We start from the raw sequence: 12,631 nt of genomic DNA, 5'->3' as shown, positions 1-12,631 counted from the left end.
AGGCCCATGTTCCGTTTCGCAGCGGCCCGCATCGCGATGGCCGTCCCCACCCTGCTGATCGTGGCGGTGTCGGTGTTCGTCCTGATCCGGCTGATTCCCGGCGACCCCGCGCAGCTGCTGCTCGGCGACCTCGCCACGCCCGCGAGCCTGGCCGACCTGCGCGCGCGGCTCGGCCTCGACCGCTCGCTGCCGGCGCAGTTCGGCATCTGGTTCGGCCATGTGCTGCAGGGCGACCTCGGCACCTCGATCAACAGCGGGCAGGACGTGCTCTCGCTGGTGGCCGAGCGCTTCCTCATCAGCGGCCGCATCGTGCTGGTGGCGGTGGCGCTGGCCGCGCTGGTGGCGGTGCCGGCCGGCATGGTCGCCGCGTGGAAGCAGAACCGCGCGCCCGACCTGCTGCTGGTCGGCTCGGCCACCTTGCTGGTGTCGATCCCGACCTTCTGGCTCGGCCTGCTGTTGCTGCTGCTGTTCGGCCTCAAGCTGGGCTGGCTGCCGGTGGTGGGCTACGTGGGCATCGCCGAGGACTGGAAGAACGGCCTGCTGTACCTGGTGCTGCCGATCCTCACGCTGTTCCTGCACGAGATCGGCGTGCTCATGCGCATGGCCCGCGCCAGCACGCTCGAGGTGCTGCGCCTGGACTACATCACGCATGCGCGCGCCAAGGGCCTGTCGGAGCGCGCGGTGCTGATGCGTCACGCCTTCAAGAACGCCTTCGGCCCGACCTGGACCCTGATCGGCCTGGTGCTGGGCAACCTGCTCGGCGGCATCGCGGTGGTCGAAACCGTGTTCACCATCCCGGGCCTGGGCCGGCTGCTGGTCGACGCGATCTTCGCGCGCGACTACCCGGTGATCCAGGGCTGCCTGCTGTTCGTGGCGGTGATCTACGTGGTGGTCAACCTCGTGATCGATCTCTGCTATCCCCTGTTCGACCCCCGCGTCGCCGTCGAATAGGCACGAAGATGACCCGCAACAAACGCCTTCCCCTCAACGCAATGGTCGGCCTCGTCATCGTCGGCCTGGTCGTGGCCGCCGCGCTCCTGAGCCTGGTGTGGACGCCGCACGATCCGCTGCGCATCAACTTCGGCTCGCGGCTCAAGCTGCCCGGCGCGCGCTACCTGCTGGGCACCGACGAGTTCGGCCGCGACGAACTCTCGCGCCTGATGGCCGGCGCCGCCACCAGCGTCTGGATAGCAGTGCTCACGGTGGGCTTCTCGATCGTGGTGGGCAGCATCGTGGGCGTGCTCACGGGCTTCCTGCGCGGCTGGACCGACCGCATCGTGATGGCCTTCAACAACGCGCTGCTGGCCTTCCCGGGCCTGCTGCTGGCGCTGGGGCTGCTCGCGGTGGTGGGCGCCAACCAGTACGGCATCGTGCTCGCGCTCGGGCTGGCCTACACGCCCTCGGTGACGCGCATCGTGCGCGGCACGGTGCTGTCGCTGCGCGAGAAGGAGTTCATCGAATCCTCGCGCGTGCTCGGCAACTCCGAGCTCTACACCATGGTGCGCCACGTGCTGCCCAACTGCACCGCGCCGCTCACGGTGCTGGCCACCTCGATGTTCGGCTGGGTGATCCTGGCCGAGAGCGCGCTCTCGTTCCTCGGCCTGGGCGTGCCGCCGCCGGCGCCGACCTGGGGCAACATGCTCGCCTCGGCGCGGCCGTTCATGGCGCAGGCCAGCCACCTCTCGATTCTTCCGGGCCTGTGCATCGCGCTGACGCTGCTGGGCATCAACCTGCTGGGCGACGCGGTGCGCGACTGGCTCGATCCGCGCATGAAGGGCGTGCAATGACTTCCACTCCCACCACCGCCGCGCTGGTCAGCGTCGAAGGCCTCACGCTCGCCGTCGGCCCCGGCGGCCGCGAGATCGTGCGCGACGTGAGCTTCGACATCGCGCCCGGCGAGATGGTCGGCATCGTCGGCGAATCGGGCAGCGGCAAGACGCAGGCCGCGCGCGCCCTGATGGGCCTCACGCCGCCGCCGCTGGTGCGCACCGCGGGCCGCATCCTGTTCGAGGGCGAGGACCTCGCGCTCGCCAGGCCCGCGCGGCTGCGCGAGCTGCGCGGCGCGCGCGTGGGCATGGTGTTCCAGGAGCCGATGACCTCGCTCAATCCGTCGATGACCATCGGCCGCCAGCTCGAGGAAGCGCTCGCGCTGCACCGCCGCGAACTGTCGCCCGCCGCGCGGCGCACGCGCGTGCTCGACATGCTCGCGCGCGTGGGCATCCGCGATCCGCAGGGCGCGCTCGCGGCCTGGCCGCACGAGTTCTCGGGCGGCATGCGCCAGCGCATGATGCTGGCCTCGGTGATGCTGCTCGAGCCCGCGCTGCTGATCGCCGACGAACCGACCACCGCGCTCGACGCGGTGGTGCAGCGCGACGTGCTCGAGCTGATGGTAGGCCTCACGCGCGAGCACCGCACCGCCGTGCTGATGATCAGCCACGACCTGCCGATGGTGGCGCGCTTCACGCAGCGCATGGTCGTGATGCGGCATGGCGAGGTGAAGGAAACCGGCCGCACCGAGGACCTGCTCGAGCAGCCGAAGCACCCCTACACGCGCGAGCTGCTGCAGGCCATGCCGCGCCGGCTGCCCGCGCGCGCGGTGGCCGACGAGCCGCCGGTGGTCGAGGTGCGCAACCTCGTCATCGACTACCCGGGCCGGCGCCGCCTGTTCGCCAAGACCGCGCCCAGGCGCGCGCTGCACGGCATCGACCTCGTGGTGCGTCCGCGCGAGGTGGTCGCGGTGGTCGGCGGCTCGGGCTCGGGCAAGACCACGCTGGGCCGCGCCATCGCCGGACTGCTCAAGCCCGGCGGCGGCGAGATCCTGTTCCGCGGCCGCCCGATCGCGCGCTCCGACCCCGGCTGGGCCGACTACCGGCTGCAGTGCCAGATGGTGTTCCAGGACCCCTACGCCTCGCTCGATCCGCGCATGACCATCGGCCAGCTGGTCGGCGAGGGGCTGCGGCTGGTGCCCGGCATGTCGACGGCCGACAAGGCGAAGCGCGTGGCCGAGGTGCTCGACGAGGTCGGCCTCGGCACTGCCTACGCGCCGCGCTATGCGCATCAGCTCTCGGGCGGCCAGCGCCAGCGCGTGGCGATCGCGCGCGCGCTGGTGCGCCGGCCCGCCTTCGTGATCGCCGACGAACCGGTGTCAGCGCTCGACGTCACCGTGCGCGCCCAGGTGCTCGAGCTGTTCGCCGAACTGCAGAAGCGCCACGGCTTCTCGTGCCTGTTCATCAGCCACGACCTCGGCGTGGTCGAGCAGGTGGCCGACCGCGTAGTCGTGATGCAGGACGGCCGCATCGTCGAGCAGGGCACGCGCGACACCGTGTTCGACACGCCGCGGCAGGACTACACGCGCCGGCTGCTGTCCGCCATCCCGGCGCTCGAGCCCACCGAGGCCGGCGGCGTGCGGCTGCGCTGGCGCTTCGGCGCCGAGAGCGCCCTCGCCTGAAGTTCTTTTTTTCGCAGGAGTCCTCCATGTCCCGTCCCTTCTTCCGACTCGCGGCCCTCGCCGGCGCCAGCCTCGCCTGCGGCGCCGCGCTGGCCCAGACCACGGTGACGGTCGCCCAGCCGGCCGACATCCGTTCCACCAACCCGGGCGTGAACCGCGACAACACCACCGACGGCATCGTGCTCAACATGGTCGAGGGCCTGGTCGGCTACCGGCAGGACGGCAGCGTCGGCCCGCTGCTCGCGCAGTCGGTCGAGGTGTCGCCCGACGGCCTGACCTACACCTTCAAATTGCGCCGTGGTGTGAAGTTCCACAACGACGCGCCGCTGACCTCGGCCGACGTGACCTGGAGCTGGAAGCGCTACATGGACCCGAAGACCGACTGGCGCTGCCTCAGCGAGTACGACGGCCGCAACGGCCTCAAGGTGGTCGAGACCGCGACGCCCGACGACGCCACCTTCACGATGAAGATCAACCGGCCCTCGGCCGTGTTCCTCGATTCGCTGGCGCGCTCCGACTGCGGCATGACGGCGATCCTGCACAAGAGCTCGGTCAAGGCCGACGGCAGCTGGGACAAGCCCGTGGGCACCGGCCCCTTCAAATTCGGCGAATGGAAGCGCGGCGAGTACGTCACGGTCACGGCCTTCAAGGGCTACACCTCGCCGCCGGGCGCGACCAAGGTCGACGGCTACGTGGGCCTGAAGGCGCCGCTGGTCGACACGGTGCGCTTCCTGGTCGTGCCCGACGCGGCCACGGCCGCCGCGGGCCTGAAGTCGGGCGCCATCGACGCGGCCCAGATCACCTCGAGCGACGCGCAGGAACTCAAGACCGACCGCAACCTCGTCGTGCAGGCGCCGACCGAGGCCACCAAGAACGCGCTGCTGATCCAGACCCGCGATCCGCTGCTCAAGAACCAGAAGCTGCGCCAGGCCATCGCGGCCTCGCTCGACATGGAGCAGATCGTGGCGGCCGCCTCCGAGGGCCTGGGCACGGTGAACAACGCCGCCATCCACAAGAGCTCGGCCTTCTACGGCCCGGTGCAGAAGAAGGGCTACCACTACGACCCGGCGCTGGCCGCCAGGCTGCTGCGCGAGGCCGGCTACAGGAACGAAAAGATCGTCATCCAGACCAACAAGCGCGCCCATGTGCCGAGCTACACGGTGGCGGTGCTGGCGCAGGCCATGATGCAGTCGGTGGGCATCAACGCGCAGATCGAGGTGCTCGAATGGGCGACGCAGCTCGACCGCTACAACAGCGGCAACTACCAGATGAGCTCGTTCACCTATTCGTCGCGGCTCGACCCGGCGCTGAGCTACGAGCAGTTCTCGGGCCCGAAGGACAAGCAGTCGCGCAAGGTCTGGGAAGACCCGCAGGCGCTCAAGCTGCTCGACGACAGCTTCGCCGAATCGGACCCGAAGAAGCGCCAGGCCCTGTTCGACCAGATCCACGCGCTGATGATCCAGCAGGTGCCGATGATCATGCTGTTCAACGGCATCGACGCCTGGGGCGTGCGCAAGCGCCTGAGCGGCTTCTCGGTGTGGGAAGGCAAGCCCCGGCTGTGGGGCGTGTCGGCGGCCGCGAAGGCATCGTGAGCGGCCGCCGCGCCGCCATGCTCAGTCCTGCAGGCAGAGGTACTTGAGCTCGAGGTAGTCCTCGATCCCGTGCCGCGAACCCTCGCGGCCCAGGCCCGACTGCTTCACGCCGCCGAAGGGCGCGACCTCGTTCGAGATCAGGCCGGTGTTGATGCCGACCATGCCGGTCTCGAGCTGCTCGCCCACGCGCCAGAGGCGGCGGCGGTCCTCGGTGAACAGGTAGGCGGCGAGGCCGAACTCCGAATCGTTGGCCATCGCGACGACCTCCTCCTCGGTCTCGAAGCGGAACAGCGGCGCCAGCGGCCCGAAGGTCTCCTCGCGCGCCACGCGCATGGCCTGCGTCACGCCGGTCAGCACGGTGGGCTCGAAGAAGCTGCCGCCCAGCGCATGCGGCTTGCCGCCGGTGCGCAGCTCGGCGCCCTGCGTGAGCGCGTCGTCGATGTGCTGGCGCACCTTGGCGACCGCGCGGCCGTCGATCAGCGGGCCCTGCGTGGTGCCGGCCTCGAGGCCATTGCCCACGCGCATCGCCTCGACCGCGGCCACCAGCCGCGCGGCCACGGCGTCGTAGATGCCGGCCTGCACGTAGATGCGGTTGGCGCAGACGCAGGTCTGGCCCGCGTTGCGGAATTTCGAGGCCACGATGCCCTCGATGGCGCGGTCGATGTCGGCGTCGTCGAACACGATCAGCGGCGCATTGCCGCCGAGCTCGAGCGAGAGCTTCTTGATGGTCGGCGCGCACTGCTGCGCGAGCACGCGGCCCACGCCGGTGGAGCCGGTGAAGCTGAGCTTGCGCACGGTCGGGCTCTCGCACAGCGCGGCGCCGATCTCGGGCGCGTTGCCGGCCACGATCTGCAGCACGCCGGGCGGCAGGCCGGCCTCGAGCCCCAGCACGCCGAGCGCGAAGGCGCTCAGCGGCGTGAGCTCGGCCGGCTTGACGACGATGGTGCAGCCCGCGGCCAGCGCGGGGCCGACCTTGCGCGTGATCATCGCGGCCGGGAAGTTCCACGGCGTGATCGCGGCGCACACGCCGATCGGCTGCTTGAGCACCACGATGCGCTGGCCCGCGCGCTGCGGCTGCAGCACCTCGCCGTCCACGCGCTTGGCCTCCTCGGCGAACCATTCGATGAACGAGGCCGCATAGGCGATCTCGCCGCGCGCCTCGGCCAGCGGCTTGCCCTGCTCGAGCGTCATCAGCCGGCCCAGGTCGTCTTGGTGCGCGAGCATCAGCTCGGCCCAGCGGCGCAGCACGCGTGCGCGCTCGGGCGCGGTGCGCGCGCGCCAGGCGGGCAGCGCGGCCGCGGCGCCGGCGATGGCGCGCTCGGTCTCGGCGCGGCCCATCCGCGGCACGTCGGCCAGGTGTCGGCCGGTGGCGGGGTCGTTGACGGCGAAGGTGGCGCCATCGTCGGCCGCGACCCACTGGCCGTCGATCAGGCCGGCGCCGCGCAGCAGGTCGGGGCGCTGCAGGCCCAGGGTGGATGGGGAGTTCATGCCGAGAACGCCTCCTCGACGATGGCCAGCGCGCGTTCGAACTGCGCGTCGGGAATGGTCAGCGGGTAGAGGAAGCGGATCACGTTGCCGTACATGCCGCAGCTCAGCAGCACCAGGCCCTGCGCCAGCGCCTTGGCCTGCACGCGCGCCACCGCTTCGGCATCGGGCGCACCCGTGGCCGCATCGCGCAGTTCGACCGCGACCATCGAGCCCTGCGCGCGCACCTCGGCCAGCGCCGGGTTCGATTCCTTGATCTTCAGCAGCCGGCCGACCAGGCGCTCGCCCAGCGCGGCGGCGCGTTCGCAGAGCTTCTCGTCGGCGATCACGTCGAGCACCGCGTGCGCCGAGGCCACCGCCAGCGGATTGCCCGCGTAGGTGCCGCCGAGGCCGCCGGGCGCCGGCGCATCCATGATGGCGGCGCGGCCGGCCACGGCCGACAGCGGCATGCCGCCCGCGAGACTCTTGGCCATGGTGATCAGGTCGGGCTCGACGCCGTGGTGCTGCATCGAGAACAGCCGGCCGGTGCGCGCGAAGCCGGTCTGCACCTCGTCGGCGATCAGCACGATGCCGTGCGCGTCGCAGAGGCGGCGCAGGCCCTGCAGCAGCGCGGTGGGCGCGACGTTGAAGCCGCCCTCGCCCTGCACCGGCTCGATCACGATCGCGGCCACGCGCCTGGGGTCGATGTCGGCCTTGAACAGCTTCTCGATCGCGGCCAGCGAATCGTCGGCGCTCACGCCCTGCAGCGCGCTCGGGAACGGCACGTGGAACACGTCGGCCGGGAACGGGCCGAAGCCGGTCTTGTAGGGCGCGACCTTGCCGGTCATGGCCAGCGCCATCAGCGTGCGGCCATGGAAGCCGCCGCCGAAGGCGATCACGCCGGCGCGGCCGGTGTGGGCGCGCGCGATCTTCACCGCGTTCTCGAGCGCCTCGGCGCCGGTGGTGAAGAAGGCCGTCTTCACCGGGCCCGAGATCGGCACCAGCGCGTTGAGGCGCTCGGCCAGCGTCACCACGCTCTCGTAGGGAACGATCTGGTAGGCCGTGTGCGTGAAGCGCCCGAGCTGCTCCTGGATCGCGGCCACCAGGCGCGGATGGCGGTGGCCGGTGTTGAGCACCGCGATGCCGGCGGCGAAGTCGATGTATTCGCGGCCTTCGATGTCCCACAGCGTCGCGTTCTCGGCGCGCTGGGCATAGAAGCCGCACATCACGCCCACGCCGCGCGGGGTGGCCGCGAGGCGGCGGGTCTGGAGTTCGGAGTTGGTGGTCATGGCTGAAGGCGTCCGGGAAAGGCTGGAGGTCGATCGGAAGTTCTGATTGAATGCGCAATTGGCTCCATCAAAAAGATCCACTTCCTGCAATCAGGATGGAGCCAATCCAAAAAGCCATGAAATCCATCTGCGCCGACCTGGTGCTGCAGCGCATCGCCCCCGCCGCCGGCGCCGCGCTCAACCGCCAGCTCTACGACTGCCTGCGCGGCGCCATCCTCGACGGCAGCCTGCCGCCCTCGAGCGCGCTGCCGGCCTCGCGCGACCTGGCGCGCGAGACCGGCATGTCGCGCAACACCGTGCTGCATGCCTACGAGCAGCTGCGCGCCGAGGGCTACGTGCATTCGCGCGTAGGCAGCGGCACCTTCGTGGCCGAGACCACGCCCGAGAGCCAGCTGGCCACCGGCCGCGGCGCCGCCACCGCGCCGGCCCGCGCCGCGCCGGTGCGGCTGGCCCGGCGCGCCCAGGCGCTGGTCGACGATGCCTCGGCCGCGGCGCGCCAGTGGGGCGCCTTCATGCCCGGCGTGCCCGACGTGACCCAGTTCCCGCACCGCGCCTTCGGCCGCATCGTCGCGCGCCTGTGGCGCGACCCCGCGCCCGAGCTGCTGACCTATTCGCATGGCGGCGGCCACCCGGCGCTGCGCGAGGCCGTGGCCGAGCACCTGCGCGTGGCGCGCGCGGTGCGCTGCGATGCCGACCAGGTGCTGATCACCGAGGGCGTGCACCAGGCCATCGACCTGTCGCTGCGCATGCTGGCCGACCCGAGCGACACCGTGTGGGTCGAGGAGCCCGGCTACTGGGGCTTCCACAAGCTGCTGCAGATGGGTGCCTGGCGCGTGCGGCCGCTGCGCGTGGAGGCCGAGGGCGACGGCCCCGGGGCCGGCTGGCCGCGCGGCGGCAGCGCGCCACGGCTGATCTTCGTCACGCCCTCGCACCAGTACCCGCTGGGCTCGGTGATGAGCCTGGCGCGCCGGCGCGAGCTGCTCGACTTCGCGCGCCAGTCGGGCAGCTGGATCGTGGAGGACGACTACGACAGCGAGTTCCGCTTCGCGGGCCGGCCCATTCCCTCGATGCAGGGGCTCGAGGACGACAGCCCGGTGATCTACATCGGCACCTTCAGCAAGACTCTGTTCCCGGGCCTGCGCGTGGGCTACATGGTGCTGCCGCGCGCGCTGGCCGCGCATTTCCGCACCGCCCATGCCGACCTCTATCGCGAGGGCCACGCCATCACGCAGGTGGCGCTGGCCGAGCTCATCGGCCAGGGCCACTACGCCGCCCACATCCGCCGCATGCGCGTGCTCTATGCGCGCCGGCGCGCGCTGCTGGCCGGGCTGATCGCCGAGCACCTGGGCCCCGACCATCTGCATCCGCAGGCCAGCAATGCCGGGCTGCACCTGGTGCTGCGGCTGCCCGAGGACCGCGACGACGTGGCGATCATGGAAGCGGCGCAGGCGCGCGGCGTGCTCTCGCGGCCGCTGTCGCGCTACTACCGGCGCGGCGACGGGCGGCGCGGGCTGCTGCTGGGCTATGCCTGCGTGGAGGAGGCGAACATCGAGCCGGCGTTCCGCGTGCTGCTCGACTGCATCCGGCCTTGAGCGGCACCCGCCCGGTTCGCATCGGCCTACACGCGCTGGCCGATCATCCCGACAGCGCCGCGCGCGCGGTCGGGTCCCAATGAGGCTTTCGCATTCACCGCCTTCGTTCCCCGTGCCCCTGCCGCCCGCGCAAGATCGACCCGCCCGCCTCGGACGCCGACTGGCCCTCGCGCTGGTCGTCGCCATCGCCGCCGGCGTGGTGGCCGTCTTCACGGGCGCCATCGAGGTGCCCGAGCGCCACGATCCCTGGGCACCGCTCGACGTGACGGCGGCGCCCAACTGGCTCACTTCGTACAAGCTGGCCCGCGCACGCGGCGACCCCGTGCGCTGCCAGGCCGCGCTGGCCGACACCGGCATGCAGTACGAGCGCGTGCCCGACCGCATCACCGGCCCGGGCTGCGGCTTCGAGAACGCGGTGCGCCTGCGCTCGGCCGGCGTCCGGCTGGGCAGCGCGCCCACGCTGAGCTGCCCGATGGCGCTGTCCTTCTTCATGTGGGAGAAGCATGCGCTGCAGCCGGCGGCCATGCGGCACTTCGGACAGCCGGTCGCCGCGGTCGACCACCTCGGCAGCTATGCCTGCCGCAACGTGAACCGCGGCGAAGGCGCGATGCCCGGTGCGCCACGCAGCCGGCATGCCACGGCCGATGCCTTCGACGTGGCTGGCTTCGTGCTCGCGGACGGACGCCGCGTCAACGTGCGCAAGGACTGGCGCATCGACGCCACGAACCCTTCGGCCGCGCTGCTGAACGATGCCCACCTGGGCGCCTGCCGGTTCTTTCGCGGCGTGCTCGGGCCCGAGTACAACGCGGCGCACCGCGATCACTTCCATCTGGAGACGGGCGGGTTTCCGATGTGCCGCTGAGCCCGTCTGCTAGAAAGCCCCCATGAGCGCTTCCCTCGCTGCCTCTCTCGTCGATCTCGTGCTGGGCCTGGAACTCGGCGCGCGCGGCGATGCCGATCCGAACCGCTTCGCGCTCGAGGGCGTGCGCTGGACCACGGGGCAGGACGGCACGCGCGAACTGCGGATCGCGCGGCTCGAAGCGACGGCCCTGCGGCTCGCCACGGGCGCGCTGGTCCTGGAGATCGAGCGCATCGCCGTGCACGAGCTGGTCGCGCGCGTGCATGCCGAGAACGGGGCGCTGCGCGTCGGCACCATCGAGGCCCGCGACGCGGAATTCGCCGGCCTGAAGTTGCACGGCCCGCTGGTGCTGCCGCGGCAGTTCCGCCAGCTGTGGGAAGCCACCCATCCCGCCGACGGCACGACGCTGCCGCCGCCGGCCGATGCCTGGCAGCTCGGCCCGCTCGGCGAGATCGACGGCACCCTGCGCGGCCGCATCACCGACGCGCACCTGCTGTTCGATGCCGACGTGACCGTGCCGATCCGCCACGGGCTGGTCGACTTCAACGACGCCACCGTCGAGCACGTGGGCCCCGACTCGCGCATGGGCGTGAGCCCGCTCGGCTTCTACGTCGACGCGCCGAACGGCCGCAGCTACCTCTACCAGTTCGCCTCGGCGCCGCTCGCGGGCGTGGAGTTCGAGCGCCGCAAGAGCCTGATCGGCCCGTGGATCTCCGAGCGCGGCAAGCTCCGGCTGCGGCCCTTCGCCGAATCGATGCTGCGCCAGGGGCTGGGCACGCAGGCCCAGGGGCTGACCGCGCAGGCGCGCACGCTGCTCGGGCGCACGGCCCTGTCGGGCGAGCTGCGGCTCGGGGACGGACTGCTCGCGCTGCCGGGCCTGCAGGTGTCGATGGACGGACACGAGCAGGGCCTCAACACCATCGTGCTGCGCTCGGAATCGGTGGGGCGCGGGCTGGGCGCGGAGATCGCGGCGCTGTCCGCACGCGACATCACGGCGAGCTGGGGCGGCGCACAACTCGCCGGCGAGGCCATGACGGCCAAGCTCGGCGTGCAGGTCGTCGTCGAGGGCGACACCCTGCGCTTCGTGCTCGCGGTCGCGAACGGCCGCATCACGTCACCCCGCATCGGCTTCGCGGCCGTCGAGCCCGCGTGATCCTCGCCGTCGATGTCGCCTACGCCGAGTCGGGCGGCGCGATGGCCGCCGGGCTGCTGCTCGCGGACTGGCACGACACCGCGCCAGTGCGCGAGATCCTGGTGCCGGTGCCGCAGGTCGAGGACTATGTGCCCGGCGCGTTCTACCGCCGCGAGCTGCCCTGCATCGAGGCCGTGCTCGCGCAGGTCGCCGAACCGCTCGCCGGCATCGTCATCGACGGCTACGTGACGCTGGGCACGCCGCCGCGCGACGGCCTCGGCGCGGTGCTCTGGGACAAGCTCGGCCGCGCGACCCCGGTGATCGGCGTCGCGAAGACGAGGTTCGCGGGGGCGCCGCCCGAGACCGAACTGCTGCGCGGCGAGAGCGCGCGCCCGCTCTTCGTGACGGCCGCGGGCATGCCGCTCGAGCAGGCCAGGGCGCACATCCGCGCGATGGCCGGTGCCTACCGGCTGCCCGAGATGCTCAGGCGGGTCGATGGCCTGTCGCGCCAGCGCGCGCAGGTCTAGCCGACGCTTGCGTGGATCTACGCGGGACGCGATCGCTTCGATCGCTCGAGCCGTTCGATGAGCTCCTTCGGCAGACGCCGCGCCCGCGCGATGTCGACCCCATCGCGCCCCTGCTCGTCGGCCACGGACGCATCGGCACCGGCAGCTATCAATAGCGCCAGGGTCTCGAGCCGCTGCAGACGGGCCGCATAGAAGAGCGGCGTTTCGCCGTGCACACGCAGGTTCAGCGCGGGCCTGTTCGCGAGCAGCACGCGGCACATCGCCGCGTCGTCGCGCCACACCGCGGCCCACAGCGACCAGCTCGTGTTCGCGCCACGCTTGGCGAGGAACTTCACAAGCGGCAGGTTCTCGCCGCGCGCCACCGCGTACCAGATCGGCGTGGCGCGGAAGTCGCCCTCGTCCTCGTTCATGGGCACCTCGGCCTCGAGGTCGGCACCCGCATCGAGCAGCGCGGTCACGGTCTCGATCCCATGCGGTTCCGCGCGCTGCGCGCCCTCGGCCTTCACCGTGCAGGCCAGATGGATCGCCGCGCGGCCGCGCGGATCGGTGGCACCGACCAGCGCCGGCGCCTGGGCCAGCTGGGCCTGAACCGAGGCCGCGTCCCAGGCCTTCGCGGCGGCGAACAGCGAGGTCTTCGAGGGCGGGGGCATGGGCGCTTTCCTTCCTTGTCTGCGTCGGGCCATCTTCCCACGGGCTTGACCCAGGTCAATCGCCGGGCGCCCGCGCCG

At 71.8% G+C, this 12,631-nt stretch carries 11 protein-coding genes; 8 read left to right on the top strand and 3 right to left on the bottom strand.

Annotated elements, in window-relative coordinates; genetic code table 11:
* Positions 1-6: 6 nt before the first annotated feature.
* Genes AC07PU_RS00290 through AC07PU_RS00275 form a run of 4 tightly spaced genes read left to right on the top strand, consistent with a single transcriptional unit; the run spans position 7 to position 5,040 of the window.
* Positions 7-951 (top strand): ABC transporter permease, encoded by a 945-nt coding sequence (locus tag AC07PU_RS00290; protein WP_093346492.1) that lies wholly within the window; start codon positions 7-9, stop codon positions 949-951.
* A gap of 41 nt (positions 952-992) precedes the next feature.
* On the top strand, positions 993-1,787 hold the full coding sequence (locus tag AC07PU_RS00285; protein WP_495314228.1) for an ABC transporter permease: 795 nt from the start codon (positions 993-995) through the stop codon (positions 1,785-1,787).
* On the top strand, positions 1,784-3,448 hold the full coding sequence (locus tag AC07PU_RS00280; protein ID WP_495314226.1) for an ABC transporter ATP-binding protein: 1,665 nt from the start codon (positions 1,784-1,786) through the stop codon (positions 3,446-3,448). Before AC07PU_RS00285 ends, AC07PU_RS00280 begins: the two co-directional genes overlap by 4 nt.
* 26 nt (positions 3,449-3,474) lie before the next feature.
* Positions 3,475-5,040, top strand: coding sequence for an ABC transporter substrate-binding protein (locus tag AC07PU_RS00275; RefSeq protein WP_495314224.1), 1,566 nt, complete (start codon positions 3,475-3,477; stop codon positions 5,038-5,040).
* Positions 5,041-5,061: 21 nt separating this feature from the next.
* Here AC07PU_RS00275 and AC07PU_RS00270 read toward each other — a convergent pair whose 3' ends face one another.
* Entirely contained in the window at positions 5,062-6,528 is a 1,467-nt protein-coding gene (locus AC07PU_RS00270) for an NAD-dependent succinate-semialdehyde dehydrogenase (protein ID WP_495314222.1), read from the bottom strand.
* Positions 6,525-7,793, bottom strand: coding sequence for a 4-aminobutyrate--2-oxoglutarate transaminase (locus tag AC07PU_RS00265; RefSeq protein ID WP_495314220.1), 1,269 nt, complete (start codon positions 7,791-7,793; stop codon positions 6,525-6,527). Before AC07PU_RS00265 ends, AC07PU_RS00270 begins: the two co-directional genes overlap by 4 nt.
* Positions 7,794-7,909: 116 nt before the next feature.
* Between AC07PU_RS00265 and pdxR the strand changes: the two genes are divergently transcribed.
* The 4 genes from pdxR to AC07PU_RS00245 all read left to right on the top strand — a co-directional run bounded on the left by pdxR (position 7,910) and on the right by AC07PU_RS00245 (position 11,903).
* On the top strand, positions 7,910-9,385 hold the full coding sequence (pdxR, locus tag AC07PU_RS00260; RefSeq protein WP_495314218.1) for a MocR-like pyridoxine biosynthesis transcription factor PdxR: 1,476 nt from the start codon (positions 7,910-7,912) through the stop codon (positions 9,383-9,385).
* A 112-nt stretch (positions 9,386-9,497) separates the two neighbouring features.
* Positions 9,498-10,247, top strand: coding sequence for an extensin-like domain-containing protein (locus AC07PU_RS00255; protein WP_495314216.1), 750 nt, complete (start codon positions 9,498-9,500; stop codon positions 10,245-10,247).
* 22 nt (positions 10,248-10,269) lie between these two features.
* Positions 10,270-11,397: a hypothetical protein gene (locus AC07PU_RS00250; RefSeq protein WP_495314214.1), complete on the top strand. Its 1,128-nt coding sequence runs from the start codon at positions 10,270-10,272 to the stop codon at positions 11,395-11,397.
* Positions 11,394-11,903, top strand: coding sequence for an endonuclease V (locus AC07PU_RS00245; RefSeq protein ID WP_495314212.1), 510 nt, complete (start codon positions 11,394-11,396; stop codon positions 11,901-11,903). Before AC07PU_RS00250 ends, AC07PU_RS00245 begins: the two co-directional genes overlap by 4 nt.
* A 17-nt stretch (positions 11,904-11,920) precedes the next feature.
* Here the strand turns inward: AC07PU_RS00245 and AC07PU_RS00240 are convergent, their stop codons facing one another.
* Positions 11,921-12,553, bottom strand: coding sequence for an ankyrin repeat domain-containing protein (locus tag AC07PU_RS00240; protein WP_495314210.1), 633 nt, complete (start codon positions 12,551-12,553; stop codon positions 11,921-11,923).
* Positions 12,554-12,631: the final 78 nt, after the last annotated feature.

It is taken from the genome of Variovorax sp. GW821-FHT10D07, from assembly GCF_059415325.1.
The sequence above is the reverse complement of the archived record's forward strand: the minus strand, read 5'-3'. Positions and strand labels throughout refer to the sequence as shown.

Excerpts from the sequence above, each read along its gene's own strand:
- AC07PU_RS00290 (WP_093346492.1), top strand. The coding sequence starts at position 7 with ATGTTCCGTTTCGCAGCGGCCCGCATCGCGATGGCCGTCCCCACCCTG.
- AC07PU_RS00285 (WP_495314228.1), top strand. The coding sequence starts at position 993 with ATGGTCGGCCTCGTCATCGTCGGCCTGGTCGTGGCCGCCGCGCTCCTG.
- AC07PU_RS00280 (WP_495314226.1), top strand. The coding sequence starts at position 1,784 with ATGACTTCCACTCCCACCACCGCCGCGCTGGTCAGCGTCGAAGGCCTC.
- AC07PU_RS00275 (WP_495314224.1), top strand. The coding sequence starts at position 3,475 with ATGTCCCGTCCCTTCTTCCGACTCGCGGCCCTCGCCGGCGCCAGCCTC.
- AC07PU_RS00270 (WP_495314222.1), bottom strand. The coding sequence starts at position 6,528 with ATGAACTCCCCATCCACCCTGGGCCTGCAGCGCCCCGACCTGCTGCGC.
- AC07PU_RS00265 (WP_495314220.1), bottom strand. The coding sequence starts at position 7,793 with ATGACCACCAACTCCGAACTCCAGACCCGCCGCCTCGCGGCCACCCCG.
- pdxR (WP_495314218.1), top strand. The coding sequence starts at position 7,910 with ATGAAATCCATCTGCGCCGACCTGGTGCTGCAGCGCATCGCCCCCGCC.
- AC07PU_RS00250 (WP_495314214.1), top strand. The coding sequence starts at position 10,270 with ATGAGCGCTTCCCTCGCTGCCTCTCTCGTCGATCTCGTGCTGGGCCTG.
- AC07PU_RS00240 (WP_495314210.1), bottom strand. The coding sequence starts at position 12,553 with ATGCCCCCGCCCTCGAAGACCTCGCTGTTCGCCGCCGCGAAGGCCTGG.